This is a genomic window from Geodermatophilus sp. SYSU D00867 (assembly GCF_054050315.1).
This window is the reverse complement of record NZ_JBJGZC010000001.1, coordinates 107077-125750: the sequence shown is the minus strand read 5'-3', so window position 1 is coordinate 125750 and position 18674 is coordinate 107077. Positions and strand designations below refer to the sequence as shown.

The following is an 18674-nucleotide window of genomic DNA, read 5'->3' as shown; positions in this document are numbered from 1 at the left end:
CGAGTGCTCTGGGTGATGAGCATGACGTACTCAGCCCGCCGTCCGTGCGAAGGGGAGGGCACCGAGCAGGCCGCCGAGGACGTCGTCGGCCACCGAGGCCACCGGCGCGCCGACACCGGCCCGGCCCTGCGGCCCGGGCGAGCCGACGCCGCCGTCGCGGCCGATGTTCTGCTCGCCGCGGATGTTCGAGCCCGACTCGTCCACGCCGTCGCCCGGGGTCGGGTCCGCGCCGTCCACGACGTCGCAGCCGACGGAGTCGACGTCCAGCCCGGCCACCGACCCCGGGCTGGGCAGCTGCCCGGTGGAGACGTAGCCGCTGGTGCAGGCCCGCGGGTCGTCGCTGTTGAGCACGAGGCCGAAGTGCGCGCGCATCGTGCCGCCGTCGTCGCGGACGACGCTGAACCCGCCGCTGACCGCGTCGGGGTAGGTGACGAGCATCTGCTCGACGCCGTCGAGGCGCGGGATGGTGACGCCGTTGAGGACGTCGAGGTGGCGCACCAGGGAGCCGAGGCCGGGCCCCGCGTCGTCCACCAGGTCCTGCAGCGCCGCCCCGGCGTCGGGCGCGTTGACGACCAGGCCGCGCAGGTCGGGGTCGATCTCCACCAGCGTGTCGCTGACCGCGCGCAGGTCGGCGGCCCACTGCTCGATCGCCGAGCGGCTCTCGGCCTGGGTCTGCAGCACGGTCCGCCCGTCGGTGATCAGCCGCAGCGTCTGCGGCAGCGACTCCTCGGCGCGGGCCAGCAGCAGGTCGCCGTTGTCGATGAGCCGGGTCAGGTCGTCGCCGGCGCCGGCGAAGGCGCGGCCGAGCTCGTCGACGACGACGCGCAGGTCCTCCGGGTCGATCGAGGTGACCAGCTGGTCGACGTGGAGCAGCAGCTGCTCGACCGGGATCGGGATGGCCGTGCGCGACTGCGGGATGACCGCGCCGTCGGCCAGGTACGGCCCGTCGGCGGTGGCCGGGCGCAGGTCGACGTACTGCTCGCCGACGGCGCTGCGGGTGGCCACGACGGCGTCGGTGTCGGCCGGGATGGGGTCGGCGTCGGGGTCGATGGTCAGCGTGACCCGGACGCCGTCGTCGGTGAGCTGCATGTCGCTGACCCGGCCCACGGCGACGCCCCGGTGGGTGACCTCGGCGTTGACGAAGATGCCACCGGAGTCGGCGAAGTCGGCGTCGACGTCGTAGCCGCTGCCGAGCAGCACCCGGTCGAGGCCGACGTAGGTGAAGCCGACGTAGGAGATGCCCAGCAGCGCGACCGCGGTGAACGCGAGCAGCTGCAGCCTGACCTTGCGGGTGATCACGGCGTGCCTCCCGTCGGGATGCCGGGCAGCCCGGGCAGGCCGGCCGGCGCGCCGCCGGTGCCGCCGCCGAGGACGGTGCCGGCCAGCCCGCCCAGCCCCGGCGCGAGCGACTGCGCCGGCGACGACGAGCCGGTGCCGGCGCCTCCGGAGTCGGCCGGCGGGGTGCCGGCGCTGCCGCAGGTGTCGCCGGCCAGGTCCTGCGGGTCGAGGGTCTCCAGGCCGCCGGTGACCGGGTCGACGACGTAGCGGCACAGCAGCTCGCGCAGGTCGAGGTCCAGGTTGGCCGTCATGTTGGTGAACAGGCCGTAGCCGCCGGTCCGCGCGTCGGGCCGGTACTGCAGCGCCGACAGCGAGCTGGCCGGGAACGGGTAGGTGAGCAGCAGGTCCAGCGACTCGGCGAGGTCGGGCCCCGCGGCGGCCAGCTGGGTGAGGATCGGCTGCAGCAGCTGCAGGTCGGCCACGGTGTCCGCGCCGGCCTGCTGGATGACCCGGGTGCCGACGTCGCCGAGGCGGGACAGGCTGTCGAGCATCGAGACGAGCAGGTCGCGCTGCTCGGTGACGACGTCGAGTCCCGGCCCGATGGTGTCCAGCGCCGTCTCGATGGTCCCGGTGCGGGCGGCGAGGGACTCGGCCAGCGCGTCCACGCTGTCCAGCGCCCGGCCGATCTCGTCGCGCTGCTGGTCGAGGCCGGCGATGAACGTGTCGAGCTGGGTGAGGGTGGCGCGGACGGCGTCCTCGCGGCCCTCGAGGGCGTCACCCAGCTCCCGGCTGATCGTCTGCAGCTGGGCCAGCCCCCCGCCGTTGAGCACCAGCGACAGCGCGCCGAGGAGCTCCTCGACCTCGACGTTGCGGTTGGTGCGGTCCAGGCCGATGAGCGCGCCGTCGGTGAGCTCGCCGGTGGGCGTCTCGGTGCCCGGGGCGGCCAGCTCCACGTACTTCTCCCCCAGCAGCGAGGACTGCTGGATCATCGCGACCGCGTTGGCCGGCAGGTCGACGTCGCCGTTGATCTCGACGGTGACCAGGGCGGTCCAGTCCTCCCCCAGCGAGACGTCCTGCACCCGGCCGACCGGGACGTCGGCGACGCGGACACCGGCCTGCGGGACGAGGTCCAGGACGTCGAGGAACTGGATCTGCACCGTGTACGGGTCGTCGCCGACGTCCGCGCCGCCGGGGAGGTCGAGGGAGTAGGCGCCGCGGAAGCCGCAGCCGGACAGCAGCAGCACCCCGGCACCCAGCGCGACCGCCCGCCGGCCCAGCGCGCTCACCGCTGCGCCCCCGGCACCGGCGGCAGGCCGACCAGCGGGGTGCCGCGGCCGAACAGGGTGCCGAGCAGCTCCTGCAGGTCGGGCACGCCGTCGCCGTTGAGGTCGTCGAGCTGCCCGTCGTTGCCGGGGTCGCCCGAGAGCAGCCGCAGGCAGACCTGCTCGGTCGGCGGCAGCTGCAGGAACGCGGTCAGGTCGGTGGGGTCCACGCCCGCGATCCGCAGCCGGCCGGCCTGGGCCAGCAGCTGGCAGACCACGACCTCCGGGTTGGCCGAGCCCAGCGAGTTGTCGCGGGTGTCGAGCGTGCCGTAGTCGGGGTTGTAGGCGTGCGCGACGTTGCCCAGCGCGGCGGGGGCGACGTCGAGCACCTCGGCCAGCGCCTGCCGCTGCTGGACCAGGGTGAGGGTGACGTCGGCCAGCCGGTCGACGTTCGTCGTCAGCAGCGCGGTGTTGGTCTGCACGAACGTGGCGATCTCGCCCAGCGCCTGCGACAGCAGCTGCACCGCGGCGGCGAGGTCCTCCCGCTCGCCCTCGAGCTGGGCGGCGACCGCGGCCATGTTGTCGTTGAACTGGCCGACCTGGGTGTCGATCGTGGCCAGCGCCGAGGTGAACGCCTGCAGGTCCTCCACCGACCCGAACAGGTCGTCGCGGTTCTCCGCCAGGGTCTGCACCGCGGTCGAGAACCCGGTCAGCGTCCGGTTGAGCGCGTCGCCGTTGCCCTCGAGGTTGTCCGCGCCGGTGGCCAGCAGGTCCTGCAGCGCGCCGTCGGCGTTGGCGCCGGTCGGGCCGAGGGCGGCCGAGAGCTCGTCGAGGGCGCCGTACACCGCGTCCAGCTCGACCGGCGTGGCCGTGCGCGACAGGTCCAGCTCGGCGCCGTCCTCCAGCGTCGGGCCGCCGTCGTAGACCGGGGAGAACTGCACGTACCGGTCGCTGACCAGTGACGGCGCGAGGACGACCGCGTCGGCGTCGGCCGGGATGTCGTACTCGTCGTCGACGAGCATGTCGACGCGCACCCGGTCGCCCATCGGGACGACGTCGGTGATCTCGCCGACGTCGATGCCGAGGACCCGCACGTCGCCGCCCGGGTACACGCCCACGGCCTGGCCGAAGTACGCGGTGACCCGGATCTGGCCGGCCGGCCGCAGGACGGTCCAGCCGACCGCGCCGACCAGCACGACCGCGGCGACCAGGGCGACACCGCGCTGCAGGGACCCGGTCACCGGCCCTCCTCGCAGGAGACGAGACCCCCGGGCACCTGGCCGGCGCCCCCGCAGAGCACCGACCCGACGGCGCCGGGCAGCAGGTTCTCCACGAAGCTGTCGAACCAGCGGCCGTTGCCCAGGGTGTTGGTGAAGACCCGGACGAAGGGCGCCAGGTCGGCGACGGTCTGCCCGAGGGCCTGGCGGTTGCGCGACAGGATGTCGGTGACGGCCGACAGCTGCTGCAGCGCCGGGGTGAGGGCCTCGCGGTTGTCCGCGACCAGCCCGGTCAGCTGCTGGGCCAGCGTCTGGGTGTTGGTGAGGATCGAGTCGATGAGCGCCCGGCGCTCCTGCACCTCGGTGAGCAGGGTGTTGGAGTCCAGGACGAGCTGGGTGAACTCGCCGTTGCGGTCGGCCAGGACCTGGGTCACGTCCCGGGTGGCCGACAGCAGCTCGCGCAGCTGGGCGTCCCGCGAGGCGATGGTGTCCGAGAGTCGGGCCAGCCCGTCCAGGGAGGTGCGGACCTCGTCGGGGGTGTCCGCGAAGGTCTCCGACAGCACCTCAAAGGAGCTCGCCAGCTGGGCGGTGTCGATGTCGTCGACGGTGGTGGACAGGTCCGCGAAGGCCTCGACGACGTCGTAGGGCGAGGCGGTGCGCTGCAGCGGGATGCGCTGCTCGGGGTCCAGCGGCGTCGCGCCGCGCGGGACCAGCGCCAGGTACTTCGCGCCGAGCACCGTCTCGATCTTGATGGCCGCCTCGGACCGGTCGCCGACGAACGCGTCGCGGACGCGGAACTCGACGGTGACCGCGCCGTCCTCCAGCGCCAGGCTCTCGACCTGGCCGACCTTGACGCCGGCGACGCGCACCGGGTCGTCGGGCCGGAGGCCCGCGGCCTCGGAGAACTGGGCGCGGTAGACGGTGCCCCCGCCGATGAGCGGCAGCGACCGGGCGTTGAAGGCGAGCAGCACCAGCAGCGCGATCAGCGAGAGGCTGACCGCCCCGATGACGACCGGGTTGCGGTCGCGGAACGGCTTGGCCGGACGGCGGGCCATCAGCACCCCCTCGCGCCGGAGGACAGCCCGCCCGCGGGGATGGTGCTCGGCTCGCTCGCGCCGGGCAGGGTGACCGTGCCGGACGCCCCGCACAGGTAGAAGTTGAACCAGCTGCCGTTGACGGCGGTCCGCGTGATCAGGTCGATCTTGGTCGGTGCGAGCTGCAGGAAGTCCTCCAGGACGTCGCCGGTGTCGGCGAGGTTGCCGGCCAGGTCGCCGAGGCCCTCGACGTCCGCGGCCAGCGGCGCCCGGGCGTCCTCGAGCAGCCCGGCGGTGCTCACCGCGAGGCCGTCGATGGTCTGCAGCGAGTCGAAGATCGCGTCGCGGTCCTCGCTCAGCCCGGAGACGAACTGCTGCAGCGAGACGACCAGCGACGACAGCTGCTCGTCCCGGGCGGCGACCGTGCCCATCACCGAGGTCAGGTTGTCGATGACGCTGCCGATGACGGCGTCCTTGTCCGCGAGCGACGAGGTGAGCGAGCCGACGTGGCCGAGCAGGCTCTCCACCGTGCCGCCCTCGCCCTGGAACACCTGGACGATCTCGAAGGACAGCCGGTTGACGTCCTGCGGCGACAGGGCCTGGAACAGCGGCTGGAACCCGCCGAACAGCGTGGTGAGGTCCAGCGCCGGCTCCGTCTGGGCCAGCGGGATGGTGTCGCCCTCCTCGAGGGTGCGCCCGGCCGCCCCCTCCCCCTCGGTCAGCGCGACGTACCGCTGGCCGACGAGGTTGCGGTAGCGGATGGTCGCCAGCACCGAGGTGGGCAGCGGGACGTCGGAGTCGACCGCGACGGTCACCTCGGCCACCGGCCGGTCGGTCTGCTCGGACAGGCCGATGGCGGTCACCTGGCCCACCCGGACGCCGGCGATGCGCACCTCGTCGCCCTCCACCAGGCCGGCGACGTCGGTGAACTGCGCCCGGTACTCCAGCGGCTCGCCGTGGCCGGCGTTGGTGATGGTGCTGACCAGGACGTAGCTGGCGAGCACGGTCACCAGGGCGAACACGGCCAGCTTGGTCAGCGGCGCGGCGAGGCCCCTCATCGCAGCGCCACCTGGGTCCCCCGCAGCAGCGGCGCCATCGTCGAGGCGGCCAGGTCGGAGACCTCGCCGGGCTCCACGCCGGTCTGGTAGCCGAGGATGCTGCGCACGAAGTCCAGCTCCGCCGTCGACCCGGCCAGCCGGCCCGGCACCGAGTTCCCGAAGGCGGACAGGTCGGTGGTCACGTTGCCGTCGGGCTCCCCGGCGCCGGCGGGGACGTCCTCGGGTCCCCGGCCGCCCAGGCAGTTCGGGTTGCCGCTGTACGGGTTGTCCACCGAGTCGACGCCGTCCACCGGCGGCACCGGGCAGTAGTACTCGCCCCGGTCGGCGGCCGCGATGATCGCGTCGATGTCGTCCAGGCCCTGGCAGTCGGGGCCCGACCGGTCGAGGTACGCCGGCTGGTCGCCGGGCTGGTAGGGGTTGCGCGGCGGCAGCGTCACGGTGATGTCCAGGTTCAGCGCGGGGTCGCCGTCGCCGCCGAATGCCTCGGTGATCATCGGCTTGAACCGGGCCAGGCCGTCGAGCAGGCACGGGTACTCCGGTGAGTACTCGGCGAACAGCCCGAGCACCGGCCGCGAGGTGGCGGCCAGCGAGATCAGGCTCTGCTCGTTGGTCTCCAGGAAGCCGGCCGCGGTCGCCGACGAGGCGCCGACGACGGTGAACGTGCGCCGCAGCTGCTCGGACTGGTCGACCAGCGTCTGCGAGGTCACCGCCAGGTCGTCGAGCACGGCCAGCAGGTCGTCGGCGGCCGAGTCGTAGGTGTCGGCGACGTCGGCCAGCCCGCTGATGTCGGCCTGCAGCTCGGGCAGCACGGTGTTGAGCTCGCCGACGTAGCGGCCGATCGAGGCGAGGTTCTCCCCCAGCCGGTCACCGCGCCCGCGCAGCGCCGAGGCGACGGCGCCGAGCGTGGAGCTGAGGTCCTGCGGCTGCACCGCCCGCAGCAGCGGCAGCAGGTCGTCGATGACCCGCTGCAGCTCGACGGCGTTCTCGGTGCGGTCCTGGCCGATCTCGTCGCCGTCGGCCAGCCGCTCCCCCGAGGGCCGCTCGGGCACCACGAGGGACACGTAGCGCTCGCCGAACAGCGTCTTGGGCAGCAGCCGGGCGGTGACGTCGGCGGGGATGCGGTCCAGGTGCTCGGGCCGGATGGCCAGCTCGATCGTCGCGCCCCCGGCGGAGGCCTCGACCGAGCGCACCTCGCCGACGATCACCCCGCGCACCTTGACGTCGGAGGCCTCCTGCAGCTGGTTGCCCACGGTGTCGGCGTGCAGCACCACGCGGGCGGTGTCGGTGAAGGCCTTGGTGTAGAGCGCCACGGTCAGCGCGAGCAGCACCACCAGGACGACGAGGAACGCCACGCCCTGCAGCCGACGGCGCACCACCGCGCCCCTGCCCCCGCTCATCTCCCGCTCACCCCGCGATCCGGACGGTCGTCGTCGAACCCCAGATGGCCAGCGACAGGAACAGGTCGATGACCATGACCGCCACGATCGAGAAGCGCACCGCCCGGCCCACGGCGAGGCCGACGCCGGCCGGGCCGCCGCCGGCCCGGTAGCCGTAGTAGCAGTGGCTCAGGATGATCACGACGGCGAAGACGAGCACCTTGGCGAACGACCACAGCACGTCCTGCGGCGGCAGGAAGAGGTTGAAGTAGTGGTCGTAGGTGCCGGCCGACTGCCCGTACGCCTCGGTGGTGATGGTCCGGGTGGCGAAGTAGCTGCTCAGCAGGCCGATGACGTAGAGCGGGACGACCGCGACGAACCCGGCGACGATGCGGGTGGTCACCAGGAACGGCAGCGAGGGGACGCCCATGACCTCGAGGGCGTCGATCTCCTCGTTGATCCGCATGGCGCCGATCTGGGCGGTGAAGCCGCAGCCGACGGTGGCCGACAGCGCCAGGCCGGCGACCAGCGGGGCGATCTCCCGGGTGTTGAAGTACGCCGAGAGGAAGCCGGTGAACGCCGAGGTGCCGAGCTGGTCGAGGGCGGCGTAGCCCTGCAGGCCGACCTCGGTGCCGGTGAAGAAGGACAGGAACGCGATGACGCCGACGGTGCCGCCGACGACCGCCAGCGCGCCGGTGCCGAAGGTGACCTCGGCCAGCAGCCGGAACGTCTCGCGCTTGTAGCGGCGCAGCGTGCGCGGCGTCCAGCCCAGGGCGCGGCCGTAGAAGGACAGCTGGTCGCCGAGGTCCTCGAGGGTGTCCATCGGTCGGCCGTAGACGCGGCGGACCAGCCGGCGCACGCCGACGCGGACCCGGTCGACCGGGGAGAGCAGCGCCACCGGGTCACTGCCCCTTGGGCGGGACGAGCTGGAAGTAGATCGCCGTCATCACGAAGTTCACCGCGAACAGCAGCAGGAAGGTGATGACCACCGACTGGTTCACCGCGTCGCCGACCCCCTTGGGCCCGCCGCCGGCGCGCAGGCCCTTGTAGGAGGCGACGATCCCGGCGATCAGCCCGAACACGAGGGCCTTGATCTCGCCGGACCAGAAGTCCTCGACCTGCGCGAGCGCGCCGAAGGACGCCAGGTAGGCGCCCGGCGTGCCGCCCTGCAGGACGACGTTGAAGAAGTAGCCGCCCGCCACGCCGACGACGCTGACCAGGCCGTTGAGCAGGGTGGCGACGAGCATCGCGGCCAGCACCCGGGGGACGACGAGGCGCTGGATCGGGTTGATCCCGAGCACCTCCATGGCGTCGATCTCGTCGCGGATCTTGCGGGCGCCGAGGTCGGCGCAGATGGCCGAGCCGCCGGCGCCGGCGATGAGCAGCGCGGTGACGATCGGGCTGGCCTCGCGCAGCACGGCCAGCACCGACGCCGAACCGGTGAAGGACTGGGCGCCGAGCTGGCGGGTCAGGGAACCCAGCTGCAGGGCGATGACCGCGCCGAAGGGGATCGCGACCAGCGCCGTCGGCAGGATGGTCACGCTGGCGACGAACCAGGTCTGCTGGACGAACTCGCGCAGCTGGAAGGGCCGCCTGGGCAGCGCCCGGAAGGTGTCGAGCGCGAAGGCGAACAGCGTGCCGCTGGCGCGCAGCGGCCGGGCCGGGGAGAGCTTCCCGTCGAGCAGGCCCGGCGCCTCCGGCTTCCCGGTGGCCGTCACCGGCCGCTCCGCGGGCCGGGCAGGGAGCCGCCGGCCGCCGTCGCGCCGACCGCCTGCGTGGTGTCCCGGTGCCGGCCGGCGGCGTCCGTCGTCGGCGTGAACACGCCGGCGTCGACCTGGGCGAGCAGGTCCTCGGGCAGGGAGTCGCGGATCGCCGTGGCGGTGGCCGGGTCGAACTCGTGCAGCATGCGGGCCACGCGCTCCTGCCGGCGGCGCTGGGCGCGCCGCTCGGGCAGGCCCGGGGACGGGTCGAGCTGCGGCGGGACGGCGTCGCCGCCGACGGCGCCCTTGGGCCCGACGCCGTTGTGCCGGTCGCCGCCGCGGGCCTGCAGGGCGGCCATCTCGGCCTCGACCTGCGCGACGTCCTTCTCCTCGCTCATGCCGATCGGGCCCTCGCGGCGGCCGTTGAGGAACTGCTGGACGACCGGCTCCTGCGAGGTGAGCAGCTGCTCGCGCGGGCCGAACATGGCCAGGTGCTTGCGGTAGAGCAGGCCGAGGTTGTCGGGCACGGTGCGGGCGGTGCCGATGTCGTGCGTGACGATGAGGAAGGTGGCGTCGATCTGCGCGTTGAGGTCGACGATCAGCTGGTTGAGGTAGGCGACGCGGACCGGGTCCAGGCCGGAGTCCGGCTCGTCGAACAGGATGACCTCGGGGTCGAGCACCAGCGCGCGGGCGAGGCCGGCGCGCTTGCGCATGCCGCCGGAGATCTCGCCGGGCAGCTTCCCCTCGGCGCCCTGCAGGCCGACCATGTCCATCTTCTCGAGGACGATGCGGCGGACCTCGGACTCGCTCTTCCTCGTGTGCTCGCGCAGCGGGAAGGCGATGTTGTCGAAGAGGTTCATCGAGCCGAACAGCGCGCCGTCCTGGAACAGGACACCGAACAGCTTGCGGACCTCGTAGAGCCGCGCCTCGCCGCACCGGACGATGTCGGTGTCGGTGATGACGATCGAGCCGCGCTCGGGCTTGAGCAGCCCCACCAGCGACTTGAGGAAGACCGACTTGCCGGTGCCCGAGGGGCCCAGCAGCACGGAGATCTCCCCGGGCGGCAGCGTGAGGGTGACGTCGCTCCAGATGTTCTGGCTGCCGAAGGACTTGGTCAGCCCCTCGACCTGGACCGCGACGCCCACCGTCGACCTCCCTCGCCCTGATCCGGGGTCCGCGCGGCGGGGCCCCGGGACCGCGTCCCGGCGCGGGTCCCCGTGCGCCGGGGACACCGCTCCTCGTACTCACGGGTAACGAGGACCGGAGGGGGAGGTTACGTGCGTCACTCGTCCGACGTGACACGGCTCGCTGTCACGCCACCCCACCGAGGGGGGCGGACGCGACAGGGGCCGCCCTCCCGGAGGAGAGCGGCCCCTGTGGCGTGCTGGGTGGTGCTGGTCCCCGGCTCAGGCCGGGGACGGCGTCACTTGACGGTGACGGTGGCGCCGGCGCCCTCGAGGGCGGCCTTGGCCTTCTCGGCGGCGTCCTTGGCGACCTTCTCCAGGACCGGCTTCGGCGCGCCGTCGACCAGGTCCTTGGCCTCCTTGAGGCCGAGCGAGGTCAGGCCGCGCACCTCCTTGATGACCTGGATCTTCTTGTCACCGGCGGCCTCGAGGATGACGTCGAACTCGTCCTGCTCCTCGGCGGCGGGGGCACCGCCGTCACCGGCACCACCGGCGGCCGGGGCGGCCGCGACGGCGACGGGGGCAGCCGCGGTGACCTCGAAGGTCTCCTCGAACTGCTTCACGAAGTCGGACAGCTCGAGCAGCGTCATCTCCTTGAACGCGTCGAGCAGCTCCTGGCTGGACAGCTTGGCCATGATCTCTCCTAGGGGGTCAGTCGGTGCTGGCCGCGGTGTCCGCGGCGTCAGCGGAGTCGGTGGTGGTGTCGGCAGCAGCGGTGTCGGCGGCGGGAGCGGCGGAGCCCTCGGTGGACTCCTTCTTCTCCTGCAGCGCCGCGGCCAGGCGGGCGACCTGCGACAGCGGGGCCTGGAACAGGCCGGCGGCCTTGGTCAGGTTGCCCTTCATCGCGCCGGCCAGCTTGGCCAGCAGCACCTCGCGCGGCTCGACGTCGGCGAGGGCGGTGACCTCGGCGGGGCTGACGGTGCGGCCCTCGACGACGCCGCCCTTGACGACGAGCAGCGGGTTGGCGCGCGCGAAGTCGCGGATGGCCTTGGCGGCCTCGACGACGTCGCCCTCGATGAACGCGATCGCGGTCGGGCCGTTGAGCAGCGGGGCCAGGTCGGTGTGGCCGACCGAGTCCGCCGCCCGCTTCGTCAGGGTGTTCTTGACGACGGCGTAGCTGCTGCCCGCACCGAGGGAACGCCGCAGCTGGGTCAGCTGCGACACGGTCAGCCCGCGGTACTCGGTGAGCACGGCCGCGCTGGACTTCTGGAACCGCTCGGTGATCTCGTCGATCACCGCGGCCTTCGCCTGCGTGGGCATGGGCCTCCTCTCGTCGGACGGGTGACCACCCGTGCGCCGCACGGGAGCGGACGATCGGGGCCCGGAGACGAGGAACGCCCCGGCGCAGGGCGCACGGGGCGAGGGACGCGGGCACGGGGCGCCGCGGCGATCGAACCGTCCTCCTGCGCGGGCCGCCCGGGGATCCGGGACCTTCGATCGCACGCGGACGTGCGACGACCAGCGGTCGTGGGGGGAACGCCGCCCAGCGTACACGGTGCCGCGCGGACGCCGCTGTCGCCGTCCTCACCCGCGGGCGGGCCCGGACGCGCCAGGGCCCCGCAGCGCGCGTGCGCTGCGGGGCCCCGTGGTGACGTACTGGAACGGCCTCGTCCCGGGGCCCGCCCTGAGCTCGCGAAGGGTGGGGAGGACGAGGTCCTTCGTCAGGCGGTGGGCTCGTCCACCGTCAGGTTGCGGGTGCGGTTCGGGTCGACCGGGATGCCCGGGCCCATCGTGGTGGAGATGGTGACCTTCTTCAGGTACCGGCCCTTGGCCGCGGCCGGCTTGGCGCGCAGCACCTCGTCGAGGGCGGCGGCGTAGTTCTCGACGAGCTTGGTCTCGTCGAAGGAGGTCTTGCCGATCACCAGGTGCAGGTTGGCCTGCTTGTCGACGCGGAAGTTGATCTTCCCGCCCTTGATGTCCGCGACGGCCTTGGTGACGTCGGGCGTCACGGTGCCGGTCTTGGGGTTCGGCATCAGGCCGCGGGGGCCCAGGATGCGGGCGATCCGGCCGACCTTGGCCATCTGGTCGGGCGTGGCGATCGCGGCGTCGAAGTCCAGGAAGCCCTCCTGGATGCGCGCGATCAGGTCGTCCGAGCCGACGACGTCGGCGCCGGCGGCCTCGGCCTCGGCGGCCTTGTCACCGGTCGCGAAGACGATGACGCGGGCGGTCTTGCCGGTGCCGTGGGGCAGGTTGACCGTGCCGCGGACCATCTGGTCGGCCTTGCGCGGGTCGACGCCCAGCCGCATGGCCACCTCGACGGTGGCGTCGTAGGTGGTCGGCGAGGTCTCCTTCGCCAGCCCCGCCGCCTGCAGCGGGCTGTACAGGCTCTGGCGGTCGACCTTGGAGGCCGCCTCGAGGTACTTCTTGCCGTGCTTCGCCATGGTGGTTCCTCTCCCCCGCCGCGGGTGCGGGGATCGCGTGGTGTGCGGGCCTGGCGCAGGCCCTCCCACAGGTGCGCGGGGCTCGGGCGAGCCCCGGGTGGTGCGACGCCGCCGGTTCCCGGCGGCTTCCGTCAGCCGGTGACGGTGATGCCCATCGACCGGGCGGTGCCGGCGATGATCCGCTCGGCCTCGTCCAGCGAGTTGGCGTTGAGGTCGGGCATCTTGGTCTGCGCGATCTCGCGGACCTGGTCGCGGGTGACCGTGGCGACCTTGGTCTTGTGCGGCTCGCCCGAGCCCTTCTCGACACCCGCGGCCTTGAGCAGCATGCGGGCGGCCGGCGGGGTCTTGGTGACGAAGGTGAACGAGCGGTCCTCGTACACCGAGATCTCGACCGGGACCACGTTGCCGCGCTGCGACTCCGTGGCGGCGTTGTACGCCTTGCAGAACTCCATGATGTTGACGCCGTGCTGGCCGAGCGCCGGACCCACGGGCGGCGCGGGGGTGGCCGCACCGGCGTTGATCTGGAGCTTGATGACCGCGGTCAACCGCTTCCTGGGGGGCATGACTTCCTTCTCGTGTGACTCAGGCTCGAACGGCCGGGGTGGTGCTCGGGCGCACTCAGATCTTGGCGACCTGGGTGAACGACAGCTCGACCGGCGTCTCCCGGCCGAAGATGGAGACCAGCACCTGCAGCTTCTGCTGCTCGGCGTTGATCTCGTTGATGGTCGCCGGGAGGGTGGCGAACGGGCCGTCCATGACGGTCACCGACTCGCCGATCTCGAAGTCGACGACGGCGGTCGGCGCGGACGCCGCCGCGGGCGAGGCCGCCTCGGTCGCCTTGGCCGCCTGCGGCGGGGCGTCGGGCACCAGCAGGTTGACGACCTCGTCGATCGACAGCGGCGAGGGCCGCGAGGTGGCACCGACGAAGCCGGTGACGCCGGGGGTGTTGCGGACCGCGCCCCAGGACTCGTCGTTGAGGTCCATCCGGACGAGCAGGTAGCCGGGCAGCTTCTTCCGGTTGACCTGGGTGCGCTTGCCGTTCTTGATCTCGGTGACCTCCTCGGTGGGCACCTCGATCTGGAAGATGTAGTCCTCCATGTCCAGCGACTGGATGCGGGACTCGAGGTTGGTCTTCACCTTGTTCTCGTAGCCCGCGTAGGAGTGGATGACGTACCAGTCGCCGAACTGCGTGCGCAGGGTCCGCTTGAGCGTCTCGCGCGGGTCCTCGTCCGCGGCCTCCGCCTCGGCCAGGGCCTCGGTCACGACCGGGTCGTGGTCGGGGGCCGGCGCGGCCAGCGGGTCGCCGACCAGGCTGTCGCGGCCGCCGCCCTCGACCGCGGGGGTCACGTCGGCGACACCGGTGGCGGTGTCCTGGTCGGCCGTGTCGGCCGACCCCTCGGCGGAGCCGGCCTGGTCCGCGCCGGTCTCGAGGTCGACGCTGCCGCGGACGTCCATCCGCTCGTCGTCGAGGTCGATGGCCTCGACGTCGCTGTCGGTGTCGAAGGGCTCGCGGGGGTCGGTCACGGGGTCTCTTCCTTGTCGGGTGCGGTCAGGCGCAGGGGGCGGTCAGCCGAAGACGGCGAGCACGCCCTGCGCGAAGAGGACGTCGAGGCCCGCGACGAGCGCCACCATGAACGCCACGAAGAGGATGACGACGGTCGTGTAGGTGATCAGCTCCCGGCGGCCGGGCCAGATGACCTTGCGGAGCTCGGCGACGACCTCGCGCAGGAACCGGCGCAGGTTGCGCCTCTGCCGGACCTCCTCGTTCCGCGCCCGCTGCGCGGCGGCCCGGGACCGGGTGCCCGAGCCCTCGGTGGCGCGGCCGGTGGGACGGCCGCCGGCGGTCCCCTCGCGGGCGGGGCGGCGGGTGCGCGGGGCGGCGGGCTCGTCGTCCTCGTCGTCGCCGGCGGTGATCCGGCCGCCGCGGCGGCGGGCCGGCGTGCTGACGACCTTGTCCTCCTCGGACTCCGCCTCGGCGGCGACCTCGTCCTCGGCGGCCTCCAGCTCGGCGGCGTCCTCGACGCCCGGGGCCTCGCGGTCGAGCTGCTCGTCGGTCAGCTCGGCGTCCGAGGCGGTGCGGGGGTCCTCCCCGCGGCCCGGCTTCTCGCTCACTGCGCCTCGCTCGCGTCGTGGTTGGTGGCCGCTGCTGTCGGGCCGTCTGGTGTGGTGCTCGCCGGCCGGCGGCCGCGTCCGGGGAGCCGGTGCGCGGTCGTGCCGGGTCGTGCTGCCCGCCGGGACGGGCCGGCGGCACGGGCAGGGGTGACAGGACTTGAACCTGCAGCCTGCGGTTTTGGAGACCGCTGCTCTGCCAATTGAGCTACACCCCTAGTGCCCGGGGCCGGTGACCCCGGGCTGCCCCGGGACGGTCGGGCCTCGCCGTCGGCGCGCCGGTCCCGGGAGGATCCGGGGCACGCCGGTGGCGGGGTCGAACGCCCCAGGGTTGCCAGTGTACGGGACCGCGGGACCGGTCCGTGACCGCGCTCCGGAGGACCCCCCGCGCAGGGGTCACCGGGGTGGTGCCGTCCGCGGCGGTCCCGCACGTCGCGCTGCGGAGGACCGGGAACTGACGGGCCCCGGCGGCGTGGCGCCTGACACGATGGACCCATGACCGCCGTCTCCCCGTCGGAGTCCGCCCTCTCCCCCGCCGAGCGCCGCGTCTCCCGGCGCATCGGGTCCATCGCCGAGTCCGCCACGCTCGCGGTGGACGCGAAGGCCAAGGCGCTCAAGGCGGCGGGCAAGCCGGTCATCGGCTTCGGCGCCGGTGAGCCGGACTTCCCGACGCCGGACTACGTCGTCGAGGCGGCGATCGCCGCGGCCCGCCAGCCGGCGATGCACCGCTACACCCCGGCCGGCGGCCTGCCCGCGCTCAAGGAGGCGATCGTCGCCAAGACGGCGCGCGACTCGGGCCTGACCGTCACGCCGGCGCAGGTGCTGGTGACCAACGGCGGCAAGCAGGCCGTGTACGAGGCGTTCGCCACGATGCTCGACCCCGGCGACGAGGTCCTCGTGCCCGCGCCGTACTGGACCACCTACCCGGAGGCGATCCGGCTGGCCGGCGGCGTGCCGGTGCCCGTGGTCGCCGACGAGGACAGCGGCTACCTCGTCTCCGTCGAGCAGCTCGAGGCCGCGCGCACCGAGCGCACCAAGGTGCTGCTGTTCGTCTCGCCGTCCAACCCGACCGGCGCGGTCTACCCGCCCGACCAGGTCGAGGCCATCGGCCGCTGGGCCCTGGAGGCCGGGCTGTGGGTGCTCACCGACGAGATCTACGAGCACCTGACCTACGGCGGGGTCACCGCCCCGTCGATGCCGGTCGTGGTCCCCGGGCTCGCCGACCGCTGCGTCGTCGTCAACGGGGTGGCCAAGACCTACGCGATGACCGGCTGGCGGGTCGGCTGGATCGTCGGCCCCGCCGACGTCGTCAAGGCCGCGACCAACCTGCAGTCGCACGCCACCTCGAACGTCGCCAACGTGTCCCAGGCGGCGGCGGTGGCCGCGCTGACCGGTGACCTGTCGGCGGTGGACGCGATGCGGACGGCGTTCGACCGGCGCCGGAAGACCATCGTGTCGATGCTGCGGGAGATCCCCGGCATCACCTGCCCGGAGCCGCAGGGCGCCTTCTACGTGTACCCGTCGGTGAAGGGCCTGCTCGGCCGGCCGATCAACGGGCGCACCGCGTCGAGCAGCGCGGAGTTCGCCGAGATCGTGCTGGAGGAGGCCGAGGTCGCCGTCGTCCCCGGGGAGGCCTTCGGCACGCCGGGCTACGTGCGGATGTCCTACGCGCTCGGCGACGACGACCTGGCCGAGGGCGTCGGCCGGCTGCAGCGCCTGCTCGGCTGACTCAGTCCGGCAGGTCGTCCTCGTCGAGGGCACCGGCCGCCACCAGCACCTCGGTGGCGGCCGGGAGGTCGGCCAGCGCCTGCGCCAGGTCGGCGGGCGTGGCGATCGTCCACGCGTTGAGCTGGACGTAGCAGCGCAGCGCCGCGTCGAACTCCGCGGCGCCGGCGGCCTCGCGGGCGGCCAGCAGCGCGGCGCCGCCCTTGGCGTAGACGACGTCGAAGTAGCTGCCGCTGTCGGAGAACTCGTCCATCGCCGCGCCCACGTCGCCCGGGGCGGCCAGGGTCGCGTCGAGCCGCTCCCGGGACACGTCGCCGTCGCTCTCGGCGTAGGTGGCGAAGGCCTCGTCGAGCCACGGGTCGCGGAACTGCGAGTCGCCGACCATCCCGTAGAACCACATGTGCGCGACCTCGTGCTCGAGCACGACCCGGCTGGCGCCGGCGAGCAGGATCGAGCTCGGGTACTCGATGCCGCCGCCCTGGTCCGGCAGCAGCGGCACCGTGAGGGTGTCGTACGGGAAGGGGCCGAACCGGTCGGCGAGGGCGGTCACGTCCTCGCTGGCCCAGTCGGCGAGCTCGCCCGGGCCGGTCCGCGAGTCCGGCAGCACCCCGGTGGTGATCTCGACGCCGCCCGGCGAGGTGAGGGTGGCGGTCCGGAACTCCCCGGCGGCGACGCTGACGTCGCGGGCGACCGGCTCGTGCGAGGTCCAGGTGCGCCGGCCGTCCTCGGGCGCGGAGGGCTCGTCCTGGTCGCCGGTCATCAGGACGACGAGGTCCTCGGGCGCCGAGACGCTGATCGTGGTGTCGGCGACCGGGCTGGTGGCGGTCTCGCCGATGATGCCGACGAACGGGTCGCGCGCCCAGCCCACGCCGGGCTCCCAGGCCAGCAGCGGGAACCCGCTGGCCCACCAGGACACGTCCTCGGCCGTGCCGAGCCGCTCGAAGCCGCTGCCGCCGAGGGAGACGGTGAAGTCCAGCTCCACCTCGGTGGACTCGCCGGCCGGGAGCTCGCCGTCGAGCTGGAGCACGTAGAGCCCGCCCGGCCCCTCGGCGCCGGCGTCCTCGTAGCCGGCCTGGTCGACGTCGTCGCCGCGGACGTCGTCGACGGTGATCCTGTTGCCGAGCTCGGCCGCGCCGGGGCTGTTGGGCACCAGCCGGAACACCATCTCGTCGGTGGCGCGGTCCGGGGTGAAGACGACGTTCTCGGTGCCGGTGACGGTGCGCCCGTCGTCGGAGAGCCGGAACTCCAGGTCGACGACGGGGCGGTCGGGGTCGGGCTCGGCGCGCTCGGCCGGGCAGCTCGGGGCGTCGTCGCCACCGGTGTCCCCCTCCTGGCCCGGGGACGACGGCGCCGCCGTCGGGGTGTCCTCCGCGGCGAGCGTCTCGGTGAAGGAGGTGCCGCAGCCGGCCAGCAGGAGCAGGGCCGCGGCCGCGGCCGGCACTGCCCGCCGGGGGGTCATGCCAGTGCGACGGTGGCGCGGGCGAGGGACAGCACCTTCTCGCCGCCGCTGGTGACCGTGAGGTCCACGCGCACCCGGCCGCCGTCGAGGACGGCGCCCACCTTCCCGCGGACGGTGACCTCGGCGCCGGTGTCGTCGTCGGGCACGACCACCGGGCGGCCGAAGCGGACCTGGTACTCGACGACGGCGCCGGGGTCGCCGGCCCAGTCGGTCACCGCGCGGGCGGCCAGCCCCATCGTGAGCATCCCGTGGGCGATGACGCCGGGCAGGCCGACGCCGGTGGCGACCCGGTCGCTCCAGTGGATCGGGTTGAGGTCACCGGAGGCGCCGGCGTAGCGGACGAGGTCCGCGCGGGTGACCCGGTGCGTCTGCTCGGGCAGTTCGGTGCCGACGGCGACGTCGGCGGCCCGCAGCCGGGCGCTCACGCCGTCCCCCGCGCCACGAGCATCGAGGTGGCGGTGCAGACGGCCTCGCCGTCCTCGGTGGCGACGTCGACGCGGGTGGTGAGCAGGTCGTTGCCGGCCACGCTGCGCACGGCCTCGATGGTCGTGGTGCTCACCAGCCGGTCCCCGGCGCGGATCGGCCGGTGGTGGGTGAAGCGCTGCTCGCCGTGCACCACCCGGCTGTAGTCGAGGGCCACGTCGGGGTCGGCGAGCACGACGTCGGCGGCGCCCAGGGTGACCACGATGGCGAAGGTGGGCGGCGCGACGACGTCGGGGTGCCCGAGCGCGCGGGCGGCGTCGGGGTCGGTGTGCACCGGGTCGGCCGCGCCGACGGCGGCGGCGAACTCGGCGATCTTGGCGCGACCGACCTCGTAGACGGCGGAGGGCGGGTAGCCGCGCCCGACCAGTCCTGCGTCCAGCGCCACTCCCGCCCTCCCTCGCTCCTCGC

19 protein-coding genes and 1 tRNA gene are annotated in these 18674 nt (G+C 73.7%); 1 reads left to right on the top strand and 19 read right to left on the bottom strand.

Features of this window, described 5'->3' with window-relative positions:
- Positions 1–30: 30 nt before the first annotated feature.
- From ACI8AK_RS00660 to ACI8AK_RS00585, 16 genes are all read right to left on the bottom strand, one after another.
- Positions 31–1299: an MCE family protein gene (locus ACI8AK_RS00660; RefSeq protein ID WP_456954856.1), complete on the bottom strand. Its 1269-nt coding sequence runs from the start codon at positions 1297–1299 to the stop codon at positions 31–33.
- Positions 1296–2564 carry an MCE family protein gene (locus tag ACI8AK_RS00655; RefSeq protein WP_456954855.1) on the bottom strand — a complete coding sequence of 423 codons (1269 nt, stop codon included), beginning with the start codon at positions 2562–2564 and terminating at the stop codon, positions 1296–1298. Before ACI8AK_RS00655 ends, ACI8AK_RS00660 begins: the two co-directional genes overlap by 4 nt.
- A complete protein-coding gene (locus ACI8AK_RS00650) occupies positions 2561–3781 on the bottom strand; it encodes an MCE family protein (protein ID WP_456954854.1) in 1221 nt (406 codons plus the stop codon). The genes ACI8AK_RS00655 and ACI8AK_RS00650 overlap by 4 nt, the downstream gene beginning before the upstream one ends.
- On the bottom strand, positions 3778–4812 hold the full coding sequence (locus ACI8AK_RS00645; RefSeq protein WP_387987779.1) for an MCE family protein: 1035 nt from the start codon (positions 4810–4812) through the stop codon (positions 3778–3780). The genes ACI8AK_RS00650 and ACI8AK_RS00645 overlap by 4 nt, the downstream gene beginning before the upstream one ends.
- Positions 4812–5849: an MCE family protein gene (locus ACI8AK_RS00640; RefSeq protein ID WP_387987781.1), complete on the bottom strand. Its 1038-nt coding sequence runs from the start codon at positions 5847–5849 to the stop codon at positions 4812–4814. Before ACI8AK_RS00640 ends, ACI8AK_RS00645 begins: the two co-directional genes overlap by 1 nt.
- Complete coding sequence (locus ACI8AK_RS00635) at positions 5846–7246, bottom strand: MCE family protein (protein ID WP_456901401.1); 1401 nt, start codon at positions 7244–7246, stop codon at positions 5846–5848. The genes ACI8AK_RS00640 and ACI8AK_RS00635 overlap by 4 nt, the downstream gene beginning before the upstream one ends.
- Positions 7247–7253: 7 nt before the next feature.
- Positions 7254–8123, bottom strand: a complete 870-nt coding sequence (locus tag ACI8AK_RS00630; RefSeq protein ID WP_456949070.1) for an MlaE family ABC transporter permease — start codon at positions 8121–8123, stop codon at positions 7254–7256.
- A gap of 4 nt (positions 8124–8127) precedes the next feature.
- Positions 8128–8943 carry an MlaE family ABC transporter permease gene (locus ACI8AK_RS00625; RefSeq protein WP_456901403.1) on the bottom strand — a complete coding sequence of 272 codons (816 nt, stop codon included), beginning with the start codon at positions 8941–8943 and terminating at the stop codon, positions 8128–8130.
- On the bottom strand, positions 8940–10070 hold the full coding sequence (locus ACI8AK_RS00620) for an ABC transporter ATP-binding protein (RefSeq protein WP_456954853.1): 1131 nt from the start codon (positions 10068–10070) through the stop codon (positions 8940–8942). Before ACI8AK_RS00620 ends, ACI8AK_RS00625 begins: the two co-directional genes overlap by 4 nt.
- 278 nt (positions 10071–10348) lie before the next feature.
- Positions 10349–10744 carry a 50S ribosomal protein L7/L12 gene (gene rplL, locus ACI8AK_RS00615; RefSeq protein ID WP_387987787.1) on the bottom strand — a complete coding sequence of 132 codons (396 nt, stop codon included), beginning with the start codon at positions 10742–10744 and terminating at the stop codon, positions 10349–10351.
- 16 nt (positions 10745–10760) lie between these two features.
- Positions 10761–11369 (bottom strand): 50S ribosomal protein L10, encoded by a 609-nt coding sequence (gene rplJ / locus ACI8AK_RS00610; RefSeq protein ID WP_387987788.1) that lies wholly within the window; start codon positions 11367–11369, stop codon positions 10761–10763.
- 401 nt (positions 11370–11770) lie between these two features.
- Positions 11771–12490 (bottom strand): 50S ribosomal protein L1, encoded by a 720-nt coding sequence (gene rplA / locus ACI8AK_RS00605; RefSeq protein ID WP_387987790.1) that lies wholly within the window; start codon positions 12488–12490, stop codon positions 11771–11773.
- Positions 12491–12621: 131 nt separating this feature from the next.
- Complete coding sequence (gene rplK / locus ACI8AK_RS00600; protein ID WP_387987792.1) at positions 12622–13053, bottom strand: 50S ribosomal protein L11; 432 nt, start codon at positions 13051–13053, stop codon at positions 12622–12624.
- A 55-nt stretch (positions 13054–13108) separates the two neighbouring features.
- Positions 13109–14014, bottom strand: a complete 906-nt coding sequence (nusG, locus tag ACI8AK_RS00595) for a transcription termination/antitermination protein NusG (protein WP_456949071.1) — start codon at positions 14012–14014, stop codon at positions 13109–13111.
- A gap of 42 nt (positions 14015–14056) precedes the next feature.
- Positions 14057–14602: a preprotein translocase subunit SecE gene (gene secE, locus ACI8AK_RS00590; protein ID WP_456954851.1), complete on the bottom strand. Its 546-nt coding sequence runs from the start codon at positions 14600–14602 to the stop codon at positions 14057–14059.
- A gap of 142 nt (positions 14603–14744) precedes the next feature.
- A tRNA-Trp gene (locus tag ACI8AK_RS00585) sits at positions 14745–14817 on the bottom strand.
- A gap of 277 nt (positions 14818–15094) precedes the next feature.
- On the opposite strand from ACI8AK_RS00585, the gene ACI8AK_RS00580 reads away from it, so the two are divergent.
- A complete protein-coding gene (locus ACI8AK_RS00580; protein ID WP_387987798.1) occupies positions 15095–16327 on the top strand; it encodes a pyridoxal phosphate-dependent aminotransferase in 1233 nt (410 codons plus the stop codon).
- 1 nt (position 16328) lies between these two features.
- Here ACI8AK_RS00580 and ACI8AK_RS00575 read toward each other — a convergent pair whose 3' ends face one another.
- From ACI8AK_RS00575 to ACI8AK_RS00565, 3 genes are read right to left on the bottom strand one after another with little or no spacing between them, the layout of a single operon-like run.
- The gene (locus tag ACI8AK_RS00575) at positions 16329–17783 is read right to left on the bottom strand and encodes a M1 family aminopeptidase (protein ID WP_456901405.1); all 1455 of its coding nucleotides are present in this window, start codon (positions 17781–17783) and stop codon (positions 16329–16331) included.
- On the bottom strand, positions 17780–18208 hold the full coding sequence (locus tag ACI8AK_RS00570; protein ID WP_387987802.1) for a MaoC family dehydratase: 429 nt from the start codon (positions 18206–18208) through the stop codon (positions 17780–17782). The genes ACI8AK_RS00575 and ACI8AK_RS00570 overlap by 4 nt, the downstream gene beginning before the upstream one ends.
- Entirely contained in the window at positions 18205–18651 is a 447-nt protein-coding gene (locus ACI8AK_RS00565; RefSeq protein ID WP_456901406.1) for an FAS1-like dehydratase domain-containing protein, read from the bottom strand. Before ACI8AK_RS00565 ends, ACI8AK_RS00570 begins: the two co-directional genes overlap by 4 nt.
- Positions 18652–18674 lie beyond the last annotated feature (23 nt).